The following is a 22,030-nucleotide window of genomic DNA, read 5'->3' as shown; positions in this document are numbered from 1 at the left end:
TTCGATGGATTTGCCGTTTACGCACTCAGCATCGCAGCGTTGACGGACTGCCACCCGAGCGGCCCCGCTGCGACGCGCTTCCTCTCTGGAGCCTGTCATGAAGCATCGCCATATCGCCGCCTCGTTCGCCCTGGCTGCCTCGCTTCTGGCCACTTCCTCATCCTTTGCCGCCGGCGCGTCCGGCATCATCCATTTCTCCGGCATGATCGTCGAGCCGCCCTGCTCGTTCGCGCTCGATACCGCTGACCTCGCCCGCGGGCACGTGCTGCCTGACTGCCCGCGCCCGGCAACCGGCCAGATCGCGTTCGTCGACGCGGCGAGCCAGCAGGCCATCAAGACCACGACCTTTACTCAGGCCTCGCGCGCAATCGTTTTACCGAACCGTCCGGGCAACAATCAGGCGCCGATGATCGCCGTCGTGACGTACCAGTAAAGCCGTCCGCCGGCGAGGCATCCAACGGGTGCCGCGCGCCGGTTCGCGCACGTGCGCGCTTCGCCGGTCAATCGCGATGGCGCGCGATCCAGTCGCTGAACGCGCGGATCTTCTGCTGGTTGCCGATGTTCTCGGGATAGACGAAGAAGTAGCGTGCGCCCGTCTCGAGCACGATGTCGAACGGCCGTTCGAGCCGACGCGCGCTGACGTCGTCATCGACGAGCGTCACGTCGCCGATCGCGACGCCAAAGCCCTGCATCGCCGCGTTCGTCGCGAGATCGAGCGTGTCGAACGTCGGCCCGCGCGCGGGATCGACGCTGCGCTCGCCCGCATGATCGAGCCAGGCGCGCCAGTCGCGATGGTCGCGGGTCGGATGCAGCAACGTATGACGCGCAAGATCGCCGACCGCGTCGAGCGGCGACGTCTGCCGCAATTCGGGCGCGCAGACGGGCGTCAGCCGCTCGTCGAACAGCGGCAGCGCGAACACGCCGGGGCCCGGCGACGTGCCGTAGACGATCGCCGCGTCGAACGGCTCGGTCGAGAAATCGACGACGTGCTGCCACGCCGTCGTGATCTGCACATGAAGATCGGGATGCTCGCCCTGGAAGCGCATGATGCGCGGCAGCATCCAGCGCATCACGCAGGTCGGCACCTTCAGCGCGAGATCGGTGCGCTGCCGCGTGAGCTTCATCGAAATATCGTCGATCCGCGCGAAACTCTCGTTGACGACCGGCAGCAACTGCTCGCCTTCCGCCGTCAGCGTGAGGCCCTTCGCATGCCGCTTGAACAACGGAAAACCGTAATGCGCCTCGAGCGTCTGGATCTGCCGGCTCACCGCGCCCTGCGTGATGCACAGCTGCTCGGCCGCGCGCGTGAAGCTGCGGTGGCGAGCCACCGTCGAGAAGATCTGCAGCGCGTGCAGGGGCGGAAGTCGGCGCATGAAGAAGGCAAACGGAAAAACGGCGCGGAAGGACCGCGCGCCGACCCCGGCGCGCGCTGTCCGACACGATAAGCCAAACGCCGGTTTTGCGCGAGACGCGGGACGCTCAGGCCGTCGCGGTGAGCGCGCCCGCCACGATGCGCGCCGCCGACGCGACGACGTCCGCGCGGGCCGCAGCGGCGGCCTGCGGCTGCGTGAACGACACGGCCATCACGATCGGCGCACGCGACGGCGGCCACAGCACCGCGACGTCGGTCGTCGTGCCGTATCCGCCGGTGCCGGCCTTGTCCGCGACGCGCCAGCCGGGCGGTACGCCCGCCGCGATGCCGGTCGCGCCGCGCGCGCCACCGACCATCCATTCGGTCAGCTGCGTGCGCTGCGGCTCGTGCAGCGTGGTGCCGAGCAGCAGCCGCTGCAGCGTGTCGACCATCTCGACCGGTGTCGACGTGTCGCGTTCGTCGCCGGGCGCCGCGTTGTTCAGTTCGGGCTCCCAGTGATCGAGGCGGAACGACGTGTCGCCGCTCGCGCGCGCGAACGACGTGACGGCCTGCGGGCCGCCGAGCACGCCCATCAGCAGGTTGCCGGCGCCCTTGTCGCCCGACTGCAGCATCGCCACGCAAAGCTGCTCGATCGTCATGCCCGTGTCGACGTGGCTTTCCGTAATCGGCGAGCCCGACACGACTTCATAGCGGCGATACAGGATGCGGCGCGGCAGCAGCGACGCGTCGAGCGAGCCGCGCGCGAGCATCGCGGCGGCCGCGACGACCGCGTACGTGCCACACAGCGGGAAGCGCTCGCGCGCATGGTGGGCGATGCGCACGCCGTTCGACGTATCGAGCGCGGCGACGCCGAGCCGGCCGTTCGAGGCCTTCTCGAGCGCGGTCAATTCGGCCTGGGCGGCATGGGCGCGCCCCTGGTCGGCGACCGGCGCGGAGCTGCACGCGGCGACGAACGGCGCGGCAACGGCGGCAAGCAACAGCGAGCGGCGTGTCGGAGAGTGTTCCATGAATGTGGTGTGTTCTATCGGAAACGGTGGCACGGAGCAACGCGGGCACGCATCGACGACGCGCGCCCGTTCACGCCGACGGCCGGCCCGCGGCGGCATCCGCCGCACATCCCCGAAAGACGACCGTCGGCCCCGCGAAGCGCGGGACGCGCATGAACAGGCCCTAGCGTAGCAGCGACCGCCGCCACGTTCCAGCGCAACGGCCCGGCGTCACCCTTGTGACGAAGGCAGGTACGGCATCGGATTGACCGGCTTGCCGTCGCGCCGCACTTCGAACAGCAGCGCGACACGCGAGTTGTCGAGGTCGCCCATTTCGGCAATCTCGTCGCCCTGACGCACGATGTCGCCCGTCTTCACGAGCAGCTTGCGGTTGTGCGCATAAGCGGTCAGGAAATCCGCATTGTGCTGGACGATGATCAGGCTGCCGTAATCGTTCAGGCCGGTGCCTGCATACATCACGCGGCCGTCGGCCGCGGCGCGGACCGGGTCGCCGGGCCGGCCGGCAATCTGGATGCCGCGGTTCTGCCCCGGCCGGAACCCGTCGACGATCCTGCCGTTCGCGGGCCACCTGAGCGCGACACCGCCCGCATGCCGCTTCGTTTCCTTGACGACCTGACGGTCGCTCGCCGTCGCTGCGGCGGTCTGCGTCGTTGCAGGGTTGCCCCCTGCGCCGTTACTCGCGGCCGACGATGCGGCCACCTGCGTGCCGGCCGTGCCCGCCGGCGGCAACGGCTGCTGCTTGACGATGCGCAGCACCTGCCCCATCCGCAGCCTGCCGTTCGCACCCAGCTTGTTCCAGGTGCGCAGGTCGGCGATGCTGCAATCGTTCGCGGACGCGATGCCCGTCAACGTGTCGCCGCGCTTCACGACGTACTTCTGCGCGACCAGAATCGGCGCCGGTGGCGGGCTGGCGGCCGACGGCGCAGCGACGGGCGCGCTCGACGGCGACGACTGTCCCGCCTGCGTGTCGCTTGGCGGGACGGACTGCGTGCTTGCACAACCGGCCATGACGAGCACGGCGGCCAGGCCCGGCAGCCACGCCGCGTGACGATGAATCTCGCGCGTTTTCATGGACGATCCGACTCCGGTTTGACAATCTTTCAAGCATCTCAAAAACGGAACGGCCGACGTGTAACCGGATGCAAACAATGATGACAAACAATCACGAACCGGATGCCGGCCGGCATTCGTTACCGGTAATACGGCCCGATCCAGAAAAACTTGATGGTCTTTTTGCGGAAAAGCGGAAGAATTTTCGTTTCGAGAATCTATGACAGATTTGTTTCAATAGACGCGAAGCGGTGTTCAACGCAACCACGTGGCGAGTTCGGAACAGGCCCACGCGATGCCGATGCACAGGAACAGCACGTGCATCGCGATCTTGAACGACACGGCCCACGACGGATCGATCTGCATGACAGGCTCCCCGGTTGATGTGCGGTCATGATCCGCCATCGATCGCGCCCCGAAAATGCGGAACCGGCGAATCCGGCCTCAGGCTGCGCCTGAGACCGCGGCTGCGATTCCCTGCTAACTTATCGGCCATTCCAACATGATCGCCCCACCCATCATGCGTTTTGACCTGACCGACCTGCGGCTCTTCCTGAACATCTGCGACGCCGGCACGATCACGAGCGGCGCCGAGCGGACCCACATCACGCTGCAGGCCGCGAGCGAGCGCATCCGCGGCATGGAGGACGAGCTCGGCGTGCCGCTGCTGCACCGGACCAAGTCGGGCGCGCAGGCAACCGACGCCGGCCGCGCGCTCGAACACCACGCGCGCACCGTGCTGCAGCAGATCGACCACATGCGCGGCGAACTGCAGCAATACGGCCAGGGGCTGCGCGGGCATATCCGGCTGCTGTGCAACACGGCGTCGCTGAGCGAATACCTGCCCGACGCGCTGGCCGACTACCTGCCGCATCATCCGAAGCTGTCGATCAGCGTCGAGGAGCGCTCGAGCCAGGAGATCGTGCATGCGATCCGCAACAAGACGGCCGACGTCGGCATCGTCGCCGATTCGGTCGGGCTCGGCGGGCTCGAACAGAAACCGTTCCGCGAGGACTGGCTGATCGTCGTCGTGCCGGCCACCCATGCGCTCGCGGCACAAGACAACGTCGCGTTCGACGCGATCGCCGATGCCGACTTCATCGGCCTCACCGACGGCAGCGCACTGCAGGTGCATCTCGCCGACCAGGCGCGCGCGCTCGGCAAGCGGATCCGCTATCGCGTGCAACTGAAGAGCTTCGATGCGATCTGCCGCATGATCGCCAGCGGCGTGGGCATCGGCATCGTGTCGCGCCACGCGGCCGAGCGCGCGATGCAGACGATGGACGTGCGGCTCGTCGAGCTGTCCGATTCGTGGAGCCATCGTCGGCTGAAGCTGTGCGCGCGGTCGTTCGACGCGCTGCCGAAGTACACGCGGGAGTTCGTCGCGTTTCTGTCCGGCGAAACCACGTCGCAGTGACGCGCGCCGTTCGTGGTCGAAGCCGCGATGCGCGGCCCGACTCACTTCGATCCTTATGGATAACGTTTTCTCGCAAAATCCGGTGAGCTGGCGTCGCCGGATAGCCGTTCTGCTCGCCGCTTCCGCACCGACACTCCACGCTGCACCGCCTCTCAACCGGAAGAAATCCCGGTAACGGGTGCGACATTCCTATCCCGCCTGCCCCTCCCGCCTTCCCACTATCCGGGTTTTTCCCGGCGCTTCCGGCGTGAAAGTTCATTGACATCATGTCGATCGCTGCCTAAATTTGGAAAACGTTTTCCAATGTATCCGCGCGACGCCGGTCACGGCCCGTGCAGGGAGAACGCTTGCCCGCTCGAGTAGTGATTCAGGCCGTCCGTCTTCAGGGATCAGGGTTGCAAGACGGAGGCAAGGTACGGGCATCGAGCGCGGCAACGGCCACCGCCGCCCGTCCTTCATCACTATTCAAAACTGGAGACACAATGCATCCGCGCAGCAGATTCGCGCTCGGCGCCGCGTTCAGCGCCCTTTCCGTCCTGTTCGTCAGCGCGTGCGGCGGCAACGACGTGACCGATACGCCGTCATCATCTTCGCCGCCCCCGTCCACGACACCGTCGCTCGCGTCCAACTCGTTGCAGGCGCTCGTCTACGGCGCGCCCGACACCAGCGTGCCGGCCGGCACGAACATTCCGGTCACGATGATGGGCCAGATGCGCGCGTTGTTCGACCTGATCCGGAAATCGCCCGACTTCACGCAGGTCGTGATGGATCTCGGCGACGGCACGCCGGTCCACGTGCTCGACACCAACACCGGCGACAAATTCCTGCCGGGCAAGCTCGCGCTCGGCCTGTCGTACATCCTGATCGACATGAAGTCGAAGAACGATCCGCAATACGCAAGCTACCTCGCGACCTACCAGACGATCACGACCGCGATGATGGCGCAGTCGGGCAGCAACTACACGTATGCGAATACGTCCTGGGGCGAGTACTACTACCTCGTCGCGCTGAACAACCTGAAGGCGCACGGGATGCTCAACGAAGTCTTCAGCGACGCGATGCTCGCGACGCTGCAGCAGCGGCTCACCTTCTGCGACATGTTCGGCCCCGATGCGAGCGGCAAGACCGATACGTGCCCCGCGGCCGGTACGCCAATCGACATCGCGTCGCTCAACACCGCGCAGAATTACTATGCGGTGTCCTACGGAATTGCCGGGCTGCGCCAGAAGCTCGGCTGGAGCAGCCCGTCGTTTGCATCGAAGACCGATCCGTCGGTCGCGACGATGGGCGCGCGCGACGCGCTGCTGTACACGCTCACGAACCATATCCGCAACGATTCGTCGGGCGGGTTCTCGGACGAAGCGTCGAACACCCACACGACCTACTACGACCAGGCACGCTTCGACCGCTACAGCACGCTGCTGATCGGCGAAGTGACCGAGCGCACGTTCGAGATGGGCAACGAAGCGAATCTCACGCCCGAACTGAAGGGCTATCTGCGCAAGTCGGTCGACCTGATCCTGCCGCAGCTGAACGCGAACGGCCAGGGCTTCAACTACGGCCGCTCGATCGGCCCGTACGGCGATTCGGCGTTCATGGAAGTGCTGACGGCCGCGGCCAACGCCGGCGTGCTGACCGACCAGGAGAAGCAGGTCGCGTATGCGTTCATCTACCAGGCCGCGCGTCGGTTCGACACATACTGGTACGACCCGTCGCTGCCGACGCCGTCGGTGAACATGTGGGTCAAGGGCCGCGGCACGGACGCGTATCGCGGCAAGCCGCGCGTGATGGGCGAGAACTTCAGCCTGCTGCACCAGTACCTGTACGTGAACGCGTGGTGGAACAAGCTCGGCTTCGGCGGCCAGGCGCCGATGGCCGATGCGGACTACAACGCGTGGCTCGATGCGCTGCCGCGCTACACGCTCACCTGGTACAACCAGCCCGGCGACACCGCGCATCCGTACAGTGCGGCGCTCGTCACCGTGCGCGACGGCCGGCGCGTGATCAACCTGAACCTCAGCCAGGCGCCCGACTACAACTCGTACACGCCGTACTATCCGGTGCCGTTCTCCGACAAGCTGATCTACGGCACGACCGATCTCGGCTACGCGCTGCTGGTGCCTCAAGTGTCGTACAACGGGAAGACCTACATGCCCGTCACGTACTACAAGAACCTGAACGTCCAGCAAGGCAACGGGCAGGTGATCGTGTCGTTCGATACCGCGAAGTTCCGGCTCGCGTCGAAGAACGCGGCGTACACGACGGATCTCGACCTGCAGGTGCATACGGTGCTGACGTTCGCGCACGGCTCGGTCGCACGCAGCGATACGCTGAGTACGGGCACGCTCACCGGCAACCTGTCGGTCGAGACGGACTTCACGTCGTTCGCGGATTTCGCGTCGACGCAGGCCAACGGCGACGGTGTGTCGGTCGCGTATGCGAACAGCGCCGCGACCGGCTATGCGGCGTCCGGGTTCGACACCTGCGCGCTGTCCGCCTTCGACACGGCGAACGGCACGACGAATCCGCTGTCGACGACGCCGATCGGCCAGTTGCATTCGAACTTCGCGTGCACGACGAAGCCGTTTGCACTCGGCGCGGGCGCGACCCGCACGTTCGGGTGGACGCTGAAGTACGCCGACCCGGCCTGAGCGGTGTGACCCTCGTTCCGTGCATGCTCCCGAAGCCGGTTGCTGTCGAACCGGCTTCGGGATCGTCACGACCGGTGGGCATCACGCTCGTCGGCGATGCCCGCTCACAGCCACCCCGACGCCGCCATATACCCGCCCAGCGCGATCAGCCCGACGAAGAAGCAGCGCTTGAACGCCTTCTCGCTCATCACGCGCCGCGCATATTGCCCGCCGGCCATGCCTGCCAGCGCCGGCACGAGCGCGAGCGCCGACACGCCGAGATCGACCGTCTCCAGCGCGCCCGTCACTCGCAATTGCAGGCCGAGCACGATCGTCGATGCGGTGAACGACAGCCCGAGCGCCTGGATCAGGTCGTCCTTCGACAGCCGCAGCGCCTGCAGGTACGGCACGGCCGGCACGACGAATACGCCGGTCGCAGCCGTCACGACACCCGTCAGGTAGCCGACCACGGCCGACAGCCATTTTTCGTGGCGGCCCGGCGCCGGCAGCCGCGCGGCGGCCAGCCCCCACAGCCCGTAGAGGATCAGCACGACGCCGAGTGCCGCATGCGTCCACGTGGTGCCGGCCGCGAGCGCGGGCAGCCCGCCCGTCAGCGTGCCGATCGTCAGGCCGGCGAGCAACGGCCACAGCCGGCGCAGCAGCGGCCCGAACGACGGGCCGAGCCACAACTGCCACACATTGGTGATGAACGACGGCACGAGCAGCAGGCTCGCCGCGGCCGACGGTGGCATCGCGAGCGTCAGCAGCCCCATCGCGATCGTCGGCAGGCCGAGCCCGATCATTCCCTTGACCGCGCCGGCCAGCAGGAAAACCCCCGCGATGATCGTCAGCGTATGAATGTGCATGAAAGGCATTCCGTCCGGTTGAGTACGGCGCCGATGGTGAACCCCGATCGCGCCACCCGCCATCTGGCTTTGCCTGAGGCTGGCTAGGGCTTGCCGGACGGAGCGGCGGCGCGATGGTGCCGATGGGCTGTCGCACCGCCGGCCGTCGTGAAACGCACCGCCGGCGTCAAGGCAGGCGGTACCGGCCATGCGCCGCCATCCGGGTTGCCGAACCCGGCCCCGGCCCCCGGATTCGAGCCGAATACGGGGCCTGTTCCGCAACCCGTGCCGACCCGGGCCGATCAGTCCCCGTGAGATGCCCCCCGCCCCTGCTCGCTGTCGAGGTGCGCCATCTGTGCGGTCGGATAACGCTCACCGGCAGCCGCCCCGGCGGGAACCGCCGCTTCAATGCGCGCGCTGTCATTGACCGTTAGTTGCATCTCTGAGGCCTGAAACGCATCCTGAAGCTGCGTGCGCTTGCGCGCGCCGATCAGCGGCACGATATCGTCGCCGCGCGACAGTACCCACGCGATCGCGACCTGCGCCGGATTGCTGCCCTTCTCGTCGGCGATGGCGCGCAGCGCGTCGACGAGCGCGAGGTTGTGCGCGAGGTTCTCGCCCTGGAAGCGCGGGCTCGCGGCGCGAAAATCACGCTCACCTTCCCGCGCCGTGCTCCAGCGTCCGCCGAGCAGCCCGCGCGACAGCACGCCGTAGGCCGTCACGCCGATCCCGAGTTCGCGGCACGCGGGCAGGATCCCGGCCTCGATACCACGCGACAGCAGCGAATACTCGATTTGCAGGTCGGCGATCGGCGCGACGGCCGCCGCGCGGCGGATCGTGTCGACGCCGGCTTCCGACAGGCCGATATGGCGCACGTACCCGGCCTGCACGAGATCGGCGATCGCGCCGATCGTCTCCTCGATCGGCACCGCCGGATCGACGCGCGCCGGCCGGTAGATGTCGATGTAGTCGGTCCCGAGCCGCTTCAGCGAGTACGCGACGAAGTTGCGGATCGCCACCGGCCGCGCGTCGTAGCCGGCAAACCCGCCGGCCGGATCGCGCAGCGCGCCGAATTTCACGCTGATCAGCACCTGGTCGCGTGCCCGGCCGCGCAGCGCATCGCGGATCAGCATCTCGTTGTCGCCCATGCCGTAGAAATCGCCGGTGTCGAGCATCGTGATGCCGTGGTCGAGGGCCGCGTGCAGGGTCGCGATGCTTTCGTCGCGGTCGGCCGGCCCGTAGAAGTCCGACATCCCCATGCAGCCGAGCGCGAGCGCCGACACCCGCGGGCCCGTCCGGCCCAGTTCACGCATATCCATGTCCGTTTCCTCGAGTGATCAATGAACAGGCCGGATTCTGGACGCATCGCGACGCACGATAAACGCGAAACACTCAACCAAACCATTCGACGCTGATTAACAATGGAGCCTGCTCCCCTCCACCCACGCACTCGCCCCGCATGGATCATCTGCAAGCAATGCGCATCTTCGCGCGCGTCGCCCATCTCGGCAGCTTCACGAAAGCGGCCGAGCAGCTGCAACTGCCGCGCCCGACGGTCAGCAATGCCGTCCAGTATCTGGAAAAGCACCTGAAGACCCGCCTGCTGCAGCGCACGACGCGGCGCGTCGCGCTGACGGCCGAGGGCGCAACCTATTACGAACGCTGCATGCGCTTGCTGGCCGATCTCGACGATGCGGAAACGCTGTTCGAGGACGCCGGCACGACGCCGCGCGGCGCGATCCGCGTCGACCTGCCCGAGCGCTTCGCGCTGAACCAGGTGATTCCGGCGCTACCGGGTTTCCACGCGCGCTACCCCGACCTGCGCGTCGTGATCGGCACGACCGACCGCTTCGTCGATCTCGTCGCCGACGGCATCGACTGCGCGGTGCGGGTCGGCACGATGTCCGACACATCGCTCGTCGCGCGGCGCATCGGCGAACTGGCGCAGATCAACTGCGCGGCACCCGCGTATCTCGCGCGACACGGCACGCCGCGCTCGCCGGACGAGCTGCCGGACCACGTCGCGGTCGGCTATTTCTCGAGCCGCACGGGCCGCGAGCTGGACTGGGAATATGCGGACATGGATTCGGGCGAGCTGCACGCGGTCAAGATGCGCAGCGTCGTGTCGGTCAACAGCTCGCAGGCGTATCTCGCGTGCTGTCTTGCGGGCCTCGGGCTGATCCAGGTACCGCGCGACGGCCTCGGGCCGCTGCTGGCCGACGGCTCGCTGGTCGAGGTGCTGCCGGAATGGAATGCGGAGCCGCTGCCCGTGTCGGTCGTGTTTCCGACCGGCCGGCATCTCGCGCCGCGTGTGCGGATCTTCGTCGACTGGCTCGCGGAAACGCTCGGCGCCACGCCCCGGGCGGACTGAGCGCAGCCAGCGCCGGAACACGCGGCCCCGGCGCCGCCCGATCAGAATTTGTGGCGGATCGCGGCGCGCACCGCGAACTGGTTCGACGACGCCGACGGGCCGTCCGTCCCGACGACATAGCCGCCGTCGGCCGCCGTGCCGGTCTTGTCGCCGGCGACCTTCTGCCATGCGCCCTGCAGGTAGACGTCGGTGCGCTTCGACAGGCTGTAGTCGGCCATCAGCCCGACAGTGTGGTATTTCGGCTTGAACGACCCGGCTGCGGCATCGAACTTGCCGTCCGTGTACACGTACTGCGCGCCGAGATAGAAATCGGGCGTGAGCTGGTACTTGCCGTTGATCTCGAAGTTCTGGAACTTCGTCGCGGTCAGCCCGAGGCCGGCGAACGTCGCCGTCGGCAGGTAGACGGTCGACACCGGGTTCTTCACGTCCGTCTTCGTGTAGACGAAGCCGACCGTGGCCGGGCCGAACGTGTAGTTGACGCCGCCGCCGAAGATCCGCAGGCGGTCGGCGACGAAGTTTGCGTCATCCGCCGAGATCGCGCCCGCGCTGCCGACGCCCGGGTTGTTCGCCTGCAGGTACGCTGCCGCGACCTGCAGCCCGGCGAGCGAATACTGCGCGCCGAGGCTGTATTGACGGTTGTTCGAGAAGCCGGTGCTGTTGCTGAAGCTGTACGTGCCGCCGAACGTCAGGCCGTTCCAGTCGGCGCTTGCATACTTGACCGTGTTGTTGACGCGGAACGAGTTGTCCGTGTTGTCGTTGTCGAACGGGTGCGAGAACAGCGTGCCGCCCCAGTTGCCGTTGGCCGTGAGCGGCGCGAGATAGTCGACGACCGAGTCGTACTGGCGGCCGAAGGTCAGCGTGCCGAAGCGCGACTCGCTCAGCCCGACGAACGCCTGGCGGCCGAACATGCGGCCGCCCTGGCCGAGCCGGCCGTTGTTCACGTCGAAGCCGTTTTCCAGCGTGAAGATCGCCTTCAGCCCGCCGCCGAGATCTTCGCTGCCCCTCAGGCCCCAGCGGCTGCCCTGTGCATAGCCGCTCGCGAGCTGGTAATTCGTTTTTCCGACCCCATTGACGTTCACGTTGTTCGTGTAATTGAAGCCTTCGTCGATCACACCGTACAGCGTCACGCTGTTCTGGGCGAAGACCGGCGCGGCGAAAGCGGCCAGCGCGGCGGTAAAAATGACGTGCTTCTTCATGACGGATCTCCGGAGCCGGTGGCCGGGCATGGTCAAGCGCCCGGCGGATGTTTGGTCTGTTATATGTGTGGCCCGCAGGGCGGACGACGCGGTGTGCGGCCGCGTGAGGTCAAAATGGTGTCACGTCGCAAACCGTCCGTCCATCGGGGTATATGAACCCTGCGCAAACCGTTGCGCTCGTCCAACTGCCCTGTTGCGCAGACGGCCTGACCGGGCTTATCGGCAGCGGCAGGACGGCCGACCATCCGCGTAAACCCGGTGTACGCCGCATCGGTGGCACAATGCGCATCCGTTCGTCATTTCTTTCACGAAGTCATGCTTCACCCCGATTCATGCGCGGCGCGTGCCGGCCGCGCACGCGCCCCGCGCCGGGAGGCGGTCCGATGACCGCACCGGCCCGGGCCGGCCGCTACGCCGAGCTCGATTTCTTCCGCGGCCTCGTGCTGCTCGTCATCGTCGTCGACCACATCGGCGGCAGCATCCTGTCGCGCGTGACGCTGCACGCGTACGCGCTGTGCGACGCGGCCGAGGTGTTCGTGTTCCTCGGCGGCTTCGCGACCGCGATCGCGTACAACTCGCTGGCCGAGCGCCACGACGAGGCCGCCGCGCGCCAGCGCTTCATCCGGCGCGCGTTCGAGATCTACCGCGCGTTCCTCGTGACGGCCGGCCTGATGCTGCTGATCACGGCCGCGCTGAACGCGTTCGCGATCGACGGCCCGAACATGCCGACCAACGACCTCGACGGCCTGCTCCAGAAGCCGCTCGCCGCGTTGCGCGACATCCTGCTGTTCCGCCGCCAGCCGTATCTCGCGTCGGTGCTGCCGATGTACGCGTTCTTCGCGCTGCTCGTCCCGCTCACGCTGCCGCTCGCGCGCACGCAGCCGTGGCTGCTGCTCGCGTTCAGCGGATCGCTCTGGTACGCGGCGCCGCACGTCGCGCGCTTTTTGCCGACCGTCGAAGGCGCGCCGTGGGACTTCAATCCGTTCGCGTGGCAGTTCCTGTTCGTGCTCGGCGTGATCGCGCGCTGCCAGCCCGTCTACCAGACGCTCGCGCCGAAGCCGCAAGGCTGGCTGCTGACGGCCGCGGCGCTCGCGATCGTCGCGGCCGGCGCGTACTACCGGCTGCGCATCGAACCGTTCCCGACCGATCCGTCGATCAAGCAGAACCTCGGCGCGCTGCGGCTCGCGAACTTCCTCGCGATTGCGTGGCTCGCGGCCAAGCTCGTCCACCTCGGCTGGATGAAGAAGGTCGCGCACGCGATGCCGTGGATCGGCACGATCGGCCGGCAGGGGCTGCTGTGCTTCGTCGCGGGCACCGGCATCTCGCTCGCGGTCGACTCGCTGCTTTACCAGGCGACCGAAGGCTATCTCGACGTGAAGCTCGGCCTGCTTGCCGATGTGGTCGCGATGGGCCTGCTGTATCTCGTCGCCAAACTCTACGGGCCGCTCGTCGCGCGGCTGCCGTTCCGTTCGCGGCGATGACGCGCCGCGCCGTCATGCGCCGCTGCTACGATAGCCGGCGCCTCTCCTGAAACGATTCGTCATGCGCCGACTCGCCCTTCCGTTCGCCCTCGCCCTGATCGCCGGCTCCATCGCCACCGCCCGCGCCACGCCGGCCGCGCCGCCGGTATCGCCCGTACCGCCGCCACCGGCCGTCCAGACCGCGACGACCCCGTCGGCCGCCCTGGAGCCCGCGGTCAACCCGGGCAGCAGCGTCGTGCTGCGCACGTTCCGGTCGGCGTCGCTGAAGCGCGACTGGTCGTACACGGTCTACCTGCCGCCCGGCTACAACCCGGAAGGCGCGCGCTACCCGGTGATGTACCTGCTGCACGGCAACGCCGGCAATGCGAACGACTGGGTCACGCAGGGCCGGCTGCAGGCCACCGCCGACACGCTGATCGAACGTCGCGAGATTCCGCCCGTCGTGATCGTGATGCCGCAGGGCGGCACCGACTGGTACGTCGACCGCAAGGAGAAGATGCAGAGCGCGTTCCTCAACGACCTGCTGCCCGAAGTCGAAGCGCACTTCGCGGTGTCGAACCAGCGCGCGGGCCGCGCGATCGGCGGCGTGTCGATGGGCGGCTTCGGCGCGCTGCGCTTCTCGCTGCTCGAACCCGGGCTGTTCTGCGGCGCGATGCTGCTGAGCCCCGCGATCTACGCGAACGAGCCGCCGCTCAATTCCGCCGCGCGCTACGTCGGCGTGTTCGGCGACCGGCAGTTCGATCCGCGCGTGTGGCACGAGCTCAACTACCCGGCGCTGATGCGCGGCTATTTCGCACGCACCTGGCGGATCCCGATGTTCATCGCGGCCGGCGACGACGACCTGACCATCCAGGCGGAATCGAGCGTGCTGTACACGCACCTGCGCCGCGCGCAGAACCCGGCCGAACTGCGCATCGTCGACGGCGGGCATACGTGGGACGTATGGCGCGGGCTGCTCGGGCAGGGCTTGAAGTACGCGCTGGAGTGCGTGAAGTGACGGCGGCGTAAGCGCGGCCCCGCGCCGCCGGCCGCGTCAGACTTCCGTACCGATCGTCTTCGCCATCCGCAGCGCCAGCGCGTACCCGGTCAGCGTCGGATTGACCACCGACGAACTCGGATGCACGGCCGTGCTCGCGATGAACAGGTTCGGGTGATCGTGCGTCCGGCAATCGCGGTCGACGACCGAATCCGCCGGATCGTTGCCCATGATCGTCGTGCCCATGATGTGCGAACTCGGCACCCACGCGTGGACGTCGTTCACGACCTCGGTTGCACCGAACACCTGCTGGAAATCGCGGTAATCGTCGAGCACTTGCGACGCCGCGCGCAACGAATAATCGTAGACGTCGTAGTCGGTGCGTGGCGTCGGCAGCCCGAGCGCATCCTTGCGGTCGCTCAGGGTGACCCGGTTGCGCGGGTCGGGCAGGATCTCGACGTAGCTCGCGATCTTCAGATAGCGTGCCGCGTCGTGACGAATCCGCGCATCGAGCGCGTCGCCGACGATGCCTTGCGCGATCAGCCGCCGCGTGACGATCTCGTTGGGCACCGTGTTGTCGAGGAAATGCCGGATCGCGCCATGTTCGCGGCGAAACGCACCGTCGCGCCGCGTGTTGATACTGCCCTGCTGCGTCGGGCCGCGCCCGGCCCACAATGGCTCGCGGGCGAGCATCGCGATCGCGCGGCCGGTGTGCCCCATCATGTTGCGGCCGACCTGGCCGGACGCGTTCGCGACGTCCGACATCAGCAGCAGCTTCGGAATCTCGACGCCATGTGCCGCGAGCACGAAGGTGCGAGCGGTCAGGCGCGTGCTTTTGCCGTCGGGCGTCATGTAATGAATCGCCGCGATCTTGCGGTTCTCGCCGCGTTCGATCTTGTAGACGACCGCATTCGTCAATAGCCGCGCGCCCTGCGCGACGGCGCGCAGGACCGGGCGATCGCCGGAGAATTGCGCGCCGATCGGGCAGATCGGCGCGCAGTTGTTGTTGCCCGCGCAGGTCGGCCGGCCGTCGTAGGGCCGCGTCGCGCGCGCGTTGGGTTCGTCGACGAAACGATGGCCGATCGTCGCGACCTTGTCCGCGACCTGCTGCGTCAGGTACGACCACGGTTGCTGCCGCATCGGGTACGGCTTCGAGCGCGGCGGGAACGGCGCACCGCCCTGGCCGCTCTGGTCGTCGGTGTCCGAGCCCGATACGCCGATCTGTTCTTCCGCGAGCTGATACCACGGCTCGAGCTCGTCATAGCCGATCGGCCAGTCGCGCCCGTGCCCGTACAGGCTGTGCAGGCGGAAGTCGTTCGGCAGCATGCGCCAGGTCGCGCCGCCCCAGTGCCACGTCGTCCCGCCGACGAGCCGCAGGAACGATGGCTTCTGCAGCACCGGGCCGACGCTGTCGATGTACCGGTCGGAATAGCGCCCGGTGGACGACTTCGGTGCCCACGGCAGATCCGGATACGGGCCGTTGTAGTCGGACTTGTTGCCGTAGTTGCGGAACGCGCTGACGAGTTCGGCCCGCTTCACGTCCGGCCCCGCCTCGATCACGATGACGGACTTGCGCTGCTGCGTCAGCGACTGCGCGACGGCGCCGCCCAGGATGCCCGCGCCGATGACGATGACGTCCGCGTCGTAAGTACTGCCCATGGTTTCGATCCTCGTTCGGAAGGCGGTCAACCGGCGTCGACGGCCGGGCGCTCGGTCCAGTATTCGGGGCGCGCGCGGATATAGGTTGGAATGACCGTGACGTCCACGGTCGGCTCGAACATCAGCGCGGTTTCGTAGCCGACCATCCGCGCCTGCCCGCCGTGCCCGACGCTGCCGGTGTAGAAGGCTTCGATGACGGCCAGCGCCGTGGTGTGCAATTCAGGCGCCGCGATGCCGAGCGTCTTCACGAAGGCCTCGAGCGGCTGCGTGCCCGTGTCGATCGCGACGACGAGCGCGCGCAGTCGTGCGGGAAACGCGTGGTCCTGCGCGACGAGGCCGTCGTAGACGGACTGCACATAGCGCGCCGGGAGCGCCTTGCGGCAAGTCAGGTACGCAGCCACGCCGGCAAAGTCCCGCGCCGGCAAGGCTTCCGGCGCCACGGCCGCACGCGCCATCAACCTACCGGCCGGCAACGCCGCGGCGAGCGCCGCGCCGGCCGACAGCTTCATGAGACGACGGCGCTGCACGTCCAGGTCGCCGGCTCCATCGAAATCGTTCATCGCGGACATCTCCTTCAGTGTGCGGGCGCCGTGCGGAGCTTCGCGACATCCGCCGCGCTCACGCGGGCCCGGCCGCTGCCGAACCGGTCGCTCAGGTAGTTCACGAGCACCACCACTTCGTCATCCTTGAGTTCGGTCTGAAAGGCCGGCATGAAATAGTGCGTGGCGCCGTTGTTCACGCTCGCGCCGTGCATCACGACCTGCAGCAGGTTCGACGCGGTCGCGGTGCCGACCGTGCTGTTGGCGAACAGCGACGGAAAGAAGCCGTCCGCCGTGCCGGCGCCCGTCATACCGTGGCAGCTCGCGCAGTGGTCGAGATAAAGCGACGCGCCGGCCGGTGCCTGAGCGCCGACGGCGGCTGCGGCACGCACCGCGACGTAGTCGTCGGTCTTGCGCCCCTGCGTGGAACGCGGCGCGGTGTCAGCGCCCTTGGCGGCCGGCACCGTCGACAGGTACGTGGCGATCGCGTTCAGGTCGCGATCGCTCATGCGGCTGAAGCTGTGTTCGACGGCTTCCGCCATCGGGCCGGCTGCCTGTGCCTTGCCGGGCACGTTGCCGGTGCGCAGGTACTGGACGATCTGCGCGGTCGTCCACGTCCCGATGCCGGCGTCGCGGTCGTGCGTGATGTTGAACGCCTGCCAGCCCGCGAGCGGCGCGCCGGCGAGGTAGCCGGTGCCGGTTTCGTCGTAGGCCAGTTCCTGCATCCCGATGCCGCGCGGCGTATGGCAGGTGCCGCAGTGCGCGGCGCCCTGGACCAGATAGGCGCCGCGATTCCACTCGGCATCCCGCCCGGGTTTCGGCACATACGCGCCTTCGCGCAGATAGAGCGCGTTCCAGATTTTCAGCGGCCAGCGCATGGTCAGCGGCCACGGAAAATCCGGTTGGCGGTTCGCCTGATGGACCGGCGCGACGCCGTGCATGAAATACGCGTACAGGCTCGCGATGTCGTCATCGCTGAACTTCGTATACGACGGGTACGGCATCGCCGGATACAGGTTGCCGCCGTCGCGCCGCACGCCCTTGCGCAGCACGTTCGCGAATTCCTGCCCCGAATAGTTGCCGATCCCGGTCTGCTTGTCCGGCGTGATGTTGGTCGAGTAGATATTGCCCATCGGCAACGGCATGGCGAGACCGCCCGCGAACGGCTGGCCGCCACCCGCGGTATGGCACGCGACACAGTCCGCCGCGACGGCCAACGCCTTGCCCGCCGCAACGCGATCCGCCGCCTGCCCGGCTGCCGACGCGGGGGCCGCCGCGATGAGAGAAAGCACGACTAGCGCGGAAATGCCGGGCAAACGCATGGAATCGTCCCTGGAGGAATCCGGTGAAAAGGTGATTTCGGGAGTGTTCTGTCATGCAGCCCCTATTTTTTGAGAGGCGGTGGTGCGCATGACGTGGCCGGACTATATCATTTTCTGTATCGATACACTAAATCGATACAGAATCGCCGTTCAGGAAACAATCGATGAATGGCTTGCTTTCGTTAGCGGGCTTTCCGATGCAGCACGAAGACACGGTGCGACCGGTCACGCCGGCCGACCTCGCCGTCCTGCCGGTACGCCGGGCAGTCGGCCGCCCGAGCGCGACGGCCATGCGACGGCTCGCCGCTCAAAGCCACGTGCCGCCCTGCCGTTCGCTCGGCGCCCCGGCCAACGCGTCGAAATCGTGAATCCAGTCCAGGTGATGCAGCACGCTGTCGCGCTCGGCCAGACGCGCATTGCGCGCCTGCGCGGCCGGCCCGTCGGGCAGGTGCAGCACGTCGGCCACGGAGATCGACGCGTACTGCACCTTGCGCGTGCGGCCGCGACGCAGCCGCTCGTACGCTTCCTGCGCTTCGCGCCAGTTGCCCGGCCCGGCCTGCGCCAGTTGCGCGGCCAGCACCACCGCATCCTCGATCGACTGATTCGCGCCCTGCCCGTGGTGCGGCACCAGCGCATGCGCGGCGTCGCCGATCAGCGTCACGCGCCCGCGGCTCCAGCGGCCGAGCGGCGGCCGATGGAACAGCCCCCAGCGCAGGCTGATCGGCACGGCGGTGATCATCTGCACCACCGCCGGATGCCAGTCCCTGAACGCGCGCAGTTGCTCGCCCTCTTCCGACGGCATCACCCAGTCGCGCGACGGCCACGGTGACGGATGACGCTCGACCAGCAGGAAGTTCTGGTCGCCGTTGTCGCCGATCGGATAGTGCAGCAGGTGCCCGTGCGGCCCGATCCAGTACTGAAGCGTGTCGGGATCGGGCAGCAAGCTCAGCCGCGCGGCCGGCACCACGCCACGAAACCCCGAACAGCCCGAATACAGCACATCGTCGTAGCCGAGCATCCAGCGCCGCGTGATCGAGCGCGCGCCGTCCGCGCCGATCACGAGATCGGCGTCGACGCGCTCGCCGTTGTCGAACGCCAGCGTGACGCGATCGGCGTGCTGCGCGAGATCGGTCAGCCGATGGCCGAGATGGATGGATTCGGGGCCGACCGCCTTCGACAGCACGGCCTGCAGATCCGCGCGATGCACGCCCCAGTACGCGCCGCCGAATTGCCGGCGATAGTCGGGGTCGCCGCGATGATGGCCGATCACCGCGCCGCTGCGGCCGTCGCGATAGACGAGCCCCGGGATGTCCGCGCACACCGCGTCGAAGGCCGCCCGCAAGCCCATGCGCTCGTAGAAGCGCGTCGCGTTGGCCGACAGCGCGACGGCCGCGCCGACTTCGCGCAACACCTCCGTCTGTTCGTAGAGCTGCGCGTCGATGCCGTGCTCGCGCAGTGCGAGCGCGAGCGTCAGGCCGCCGATCCCGGCGCCGACGATCGCAATCTTCAGGTTCGTCTGCATGATGAAGGTGTCTCCGATGTTCCGATGGGGGGCTGCGGCTCGCGCAGCGGTCATGTCGATTGCATGGCCGTGTCGATATTTTCAGGAGCGGACTTTCATCCCGCAATAAAATGACCGGAATCTGCTTCATCACTGGAAGCAATGAACCCGGCAAGGCGAAACCCATGGAACTGAGCGATCTCGACCTCAATCTGCTGCTGCTTTTCCAGCGGCTGATGCAGGAGCGGCGCGTATCGAGCGTCGCCGAGCAGATGAACATGAGCCAGCCGGGCGTGAGCAACGCGCTCGCGAAGCTGCGCCGCCGGCTCGGCGACCCGCTGTTCGTGCGCGGGCCGGGCGGCGTGGTGCCGACGCCGTTCGCGCTCCGTCTCGCGGAACCCGTGTCGCACGCGCTCGCGACACTGCATGCCGCGCTCAATCCCGAGACCGGGTTCGATCCGCTGCGCGCCACGCGCACGCTGACGATCGGCATGACCGATATCGGCGAAGTCGTGTTCCTGCCGGCGCTGCTCGAACACCTGTCGCAAGCGGCGCCGGGCATCGCGCTCAATACCGTGCGCAACACGAGCGTCAACCTCGGCGACGAAATGGCCGACGGCCGCGTCGATCTCGCGATCGGCCTGCTGCCGCAGCTCAAGGGCGGCTTCTATCAGCGCCGGCTGTTCGATCAGCGCTATGTGTGCCTGTTCCGGCGCGGGCATCCGCTCGAGGACGCGCCACTGACGGTCGACGCGTGGCGCAATGCCGAGCATCTGGTCGTCGTGTCGGCCGGCACCGGTCACGGGCAGGTGGACGAATGGCTGAAGCGCCGCCGCGTGACGCGCCAGGTGCGGCTCACGGTGCCGCATTTCATGAGCGTGGGCTACATCCTGCAGCGCACCGACCTGATCGCGACGGTGCCCGAGCATCTCGCGCAGCAGCTCGCCGCGCCGTTTTCGCTGGGCTGGCGCGCGTTGCCCGTCACGCTGCCGGGTGCGCCGATTCACATGCTCTGGCATACGCGGGTCAATCAGGACGAAGGGAACCGGTGGCTGCGCGACGTGGTCGTCGATCTGTTTGCGGAGTCGGGCACGCGGGCAAGGAAGGCCGCGCCCGGCAGGAAGAAGTAGTCGAGGTCGTCGCACCATCGCGCGTGCTTTACGATATCGCGTGAACCGCTGCGCCACGCATTTCGACTACATTGCCGAAGTGGCCCTGCCATCGTTCATCCGCAGCCTCACCCGTCACTCAACCCGCAGGAACTCAAGCCATGTCTGTCTCGAAGTCGCAGAAATTCGCAGCTGTCACGGGCGCCGGCTCCGGCATCGGTCGCGCAGCGGCCACCGCGCTCGCCCAAGCGGGATTCACCGTCGCGCTGCTCGGGCGCAAGGAGGCGTCGTTGCGCGAAACGCAGGACGCGATCCAGGCCGCCGGCGGCGACGCACACGTGTTTCCTGCCGACGTCACCGACGAAGCATCGGTCGACCATGCGTTTGCGCAGATCGCGCAGCAGTTCGGCCGGCTGGACGTACTCTTCAACAATGCCGGCCGCAATGCGCCGCCGATTTCCCTCGACGAATACGATTTCGATGTGTGGAACAGCGTCGTCGCGACGAACCTGACCGGCGTCTTTCTGTGCGCGCGGGCCGCATGGCGCCTGATGAAAGCGCAAACGCCGCAGGGCGGCCGGATCATCAACAACGGTTCGATCTCTGCGCATGCGCCGCGCCCCGATACGATCGCGTACACGGCCACCAAGCATGCGGTGACCGGGATCACCAAGTCGCTGGCGCTCGACGGCCGCCGCTACAACATCGCGTGTAGTCAGATCGACATCGGCAACGCGGCAACGTCGCTTACGGACCGGATGACGCAAGGCGTCCCGCAGGCCGACGGCAGCCTGGCGCCCGAGGCACGCATGGACGTCACGCATGTCGCGAACGCGATCGTCCAGATGGCGAACCTGCCGCTGGACACGAACATCCTGAACATGACGATCATGGCGACGGCCATGCCATTCGTGGGACGCGGTTAAACGCACGCGGCACCCAATCCCGCTCGCATCGGGAGACATCACCCGCGTCACGACAGCGGACGATGTCTCCCGGAGACCGATGCGCACCGGTGAAATCGCCTGAAAGCGCGACGCTGCTCGTGGTGTTGACGCCGCCGGGCCAAACGCCGGCGAAGCCGCTATCGCCGCAGCCCGGCGCCCGCCTTCAACGGGCCCTGGTTTTCTTGCTGGTGGACAGCGGCTTGACGATGACGAACTGACGGCGATCCTTGCCCCTGATCCAGAGCGGCGCATTGCCGCGCCCGCTCCACTCCTTCCCGCTCGCCGGATCGCGATAGCGCGCCGGCAGCACTTTCACGACGTACGAACCCCGGCTGCCATTGCGGCCGACCAGGTCGCGATGCTTGATCGCGTAGGTATCCATCAGCGAGTGAACCTCCGCGATCGCATCGACGCGTTCGCGTGCGCGTGCGCGCTCGATTTCCTCGTCCAGTTCGGCCAGCTCGACTACGAGCTGTGCATAGGTCTTGCTCGCGCTCATCTTCTGCTTCCTGCCCCGCATCCGCATGCTAACCGGCACGATTCGCATGACTAACTGACTGTTTCACGTCGCCCCGTGACGACGGCATTCACTCGATCGGCAAACGGCT

The 22,030-nt window shown here is 67.4% G+C and carries 19 protein-coding genes; 8 read left to right on the top strand and 11 right to left on the bottom strand.

All coding sequences use genetic code 11. The features are described from left to right. Positions 1-97 precede the first annotated feature (97 nt). Complete coding sequence (locus tag ACN8ZM_RS21710; RefSeq protein ID WP_043183882.1) at positions 98-433, top strand: type 1 fimbrial protein; 336 nt, start codon at positions 98-100, stop codon at positions 431-433. A gap of 67 nt (positions 434-500) precedes the next feature. Here the strand turns inward: ACN8ZM_RS21710 and ACN8ZM_RS21705 are convergent, their stop codons facing one another. The 3 genes from ACN8ZM_RS21705 to ACN8ZM_RS21695 all read right to left on the bottom strand — a co-directional run bounded on the left by ACN8ZM_RS21705 (position 501) and on the right by ACN8ZM_RS21695 (position 3,450). Further along, positions 501-1,373, bottom strand: a complete 873-nt coding sequence (locus tag ACN8ZM_RS21705) for a LysR substrate-binding domain-containing protein (RefSeq protein ID WP_043183883.1) — start codon at positions 1,371-1,373, stop codon at positions 501-503. Positions 1,374-1,479: 106 nt separating this feature from the next. Further along, positions 1,480-2,379 carry a class A beta-lactamase gene (gene bla, locus ACN8ZM_RS21700; protein ID WP_043183884.1) on the bottom strand — a complete coding sequence of 300 codons (900 nt, stop codon included), beginning with the start codon at positions 2,377-2,379 and terminating at the stop codon, positions 1,480-1,482. A gap of 210 nt (positions 2,380-2,589) precedes the next feature. Then, positions 2,590-3,450: a peptidoglycan DD-metalloendopeptidase family protein gene (locus tag ACN8ZM_RS21695; RefSeq protein WP_420212337.1), complete on the bottom strand. Its 861-nt coding sequence runs from the start codon at positions 3,448-3,450 to the stop codon at positions 2,590-2,592. Positions 3,451-3,949: 499 nt separating this feature from the next. Here ACN8ZM_RS21695 and ACN8ZM_RS21690 point away from each other — a divergent pair, with 499 nt between their 5' ends. Beyond that, positions 3,950-4,846, top strand: a complete 897-nt coding sequence (locus ACN8ZM_RS21690) for a LysR substrate-binding domain-containing protein (protein ID WP_043183886.1) — start codon at positions 3,950-3,952, stop codon at positions 4,844-4,846. Positions 4,847-5,328: 482 nt separating this feature from the next. Then, positions 5,329-7,497, top strand: coding sequence for a hypothetical protein (locus ACN8ZM_RS21685; RefSeq protein ID WP_420212336.1), 2,169 nt, complete (start codon positions 5,329-5,331; stop codon positions 7,495-7,497). A gap of 104 nt (positions 7,498-7,601) precedes the next feature. Here ACN8ZM_RS21685 and ACN8ZM_RS21680 read toward each other — a convergent pair whose 3' ends face one another. Continuing rightward, positions 7,602-8,342, bottom strand: coding sequence for a sulfite exporter TauE/SafE family protein (locus tag ACN8ZM_RS21680; RefSeq protein ID WP_420212335.1), 741 nt, complete (start codon positions 8,340-8,342; stop codon positions 7,602-7,604). 281 nt (positions 8,343-8,623) lie between these two features. Beyond that, positions 8,624-9,640: an aldo/keto reductase gene (locus tag ACN8ZM_RS21675; protein WP_420212334.1), complete on the bottom strand. Its 1,017-nt coding sequence runs from the start codon at positions 9,638-9,640 to the stop codon at positions 8,624-8,626. A 140-nt stretch (positions 9,641-9,780) separates the two neighbouring features. On the opposite strand from ACN8ZM_RS21675, the gene ACN8ZM_RS21670 reads away from it, so the two are divergent. Beyond that, positions 9,781-10,692: a LysR family transcriptional regulator gene (locus tag ACN8ZM_RS21670; RefSeq protein WP_043183890.1), complete on the top strand. Its 912-nt coding sequence runs from the start codon at positions 9,781-9,783 to the stop codon at positions 10,690-10,692. 41 nt (positions 10,693-10,733) lie between these two features. Here the strand turns inward: ACN8ZM_RS21670 and ACN8ZM_RS21665 are convergent, their stop codons facing one another. Next, the gene (locus ACN8ZM_RS21665) at positions 10,734-11,888 is read right to left on the bottom strand and encodes a porin (protein ID WP_205822648.1); all 1,155 of its coding nucleotides are present in this window, start codon (positions 11,886-11,888) and stop codon (positions 10,734-10,736) included. A gap of 383 nt (positions 11,889-12,271) precedes the next feature. Between ACN8ZM_RS21665 and ACN8ZM_RS21660 the strand changes: the two genes are divergently transcribed. Both ACN8ZM_RS21660 and ACN8ZM_RS21655 read left to right on the top strand, forming a co-directional pair. Further along, complete coding sequence (locus ACN8ZM_RS21660; RefSeq protein ID WP_043183960.1) at positions 12,272-13,369, top strand: OpgC domain-containing protein; 1,098 nt, start codon at positions 12,272-12,274, stop codon at positions 13,367-13,369. A 61-nt stretch (positions 13,370-13,430) separates the two neighbouring features. Continuing rightward, complete coding sequence (locus ACN8ZM_RS21655; protein ID WP_089452572.1) at positions 13,431-14,366, top strand: alpha/beta hydrolase; 936 nt, start codon at positions 13,431-13,433, stop codon at positions 14,364-14,366. 36 nt (positions 14,367-14,402) lie between these two features. Here the strand turns inward: ACN8ZM_RS21655 and ACN8ZM_RS21650 are convergent, their stop codons facing one another. From ACN8ZM_RS21650 to ACN8ZM_RS21635, 4 genes are all read right to left on the bottom strand, one after another. After that, positions 14,403-16,004, bottom strand: a complete 1,602-nt coding sequence (locus ACN8ZM_RS21650; protein ID WP_420212333.1) for a GMC family oxidoreductase — start codon at positions 16,002-16,004, stop codon at positions 14,403-14,405. 26 nt (positions 16,005-16,030) lie between these two features. Then, complete coding sequence (locus tag ACN8ZM_RS21645) at positions 16,031-16,564, bottom strand: sugar dehydrogenase complex small subunit (protein ID WP_043183961.1); 534 nt, start codon at positions 16,562-16,564, stop codon at positions 16,031-16,033. 14 nt (positions 16,565-16,578) lie between these two features. Then, positions 16,579-17,865, bottom strand: a complete 1,287-nt coding sequence (locus ACN8ZM_RS21640; RefSeq protein ID WP_420212332.1) for a c-type cytochrome — start codon at positions 17,863-17,865, stop codon at positions 16,579-16,581. Positions 17,866-18,172: 307 nt separating this feature from the next. Then, positions 18,173-19,387: an FAD-dependent oxidoreductase gene (locus ACN8ZM_RS21635; protein ID WP_420212331.1), complete on the bottom strand. Its 1,215-nt coding sequence runs from the start codon at positions 19,385-19,387 to the stop codon at positions 18,173-18,175. Positions 19,388-19,551: 164 nt separating this feature from the next. Between ACN8ZM_RS21635 and ACN8ZM_RS21630 the strand changes: the two genes are divergently transcribed. Together ACN8ZM_RS21630 and ACN8ZM_RS21625 are read left to right on the top strand one after the other, a co-directional pair. Continuing rightward, complete coding sequence (locus ACN8ZM_RS21630) at positions 19,552-20,496, top strand: LysR family transcriptional regulator (protein WP_420212330.1); 945 nt, start codon at positions 19,552-19,554, stop codon at positions 20,494-20,496. 140 nt (positions 20,497-20,636) lie between these two features. Then, a complete protein-coding gene (locus ACN8ZM_RS21625) occupies positions 20,637-21,401 on the top strand; it encodes an SDR family oxidoreductase (RefSeq protein ID WP_420212329.1) in 765 nt (254 codons plus the stop codon). Positions 21,402-21,585: 184 nt separating this feature from the next. Here ACN8ZM_RS21625 and ACN8ZM_RS21620 read toward each other — a convergent pair whose 3' ends face one another. After that, positions 21,586-21,921 carry an H-NS family nucleoid-associated regulatory protein gene (locus ACN8ZM_RS21620; RefSeq protein ID WP_420212328.1) on the bottom strand — a complete coding sequence of 112 codons (336 nt, stop codon included), beginning with the start codon at positions 21,919-21,921 and terminating at the stop codon, positions 21,586-21,588. Positions 21,922-22,030: the final 109 nt, after the last annotated feature.

Source organism: Burkholderia aenigmatica (assembly GCF_048627025.1).
GTDB lineage: Bacteria > Pseudomonadota > Gammaproteobacteria > Burkholderiales > Burkholderiaceae > Burkholderia > Burkholderia aenigmatica.
The sequence above is the reverse complement of the archived record's forward strand: the minus strand, read 5'-3'. Positions and strand labels throughout refer to the sequence as shown.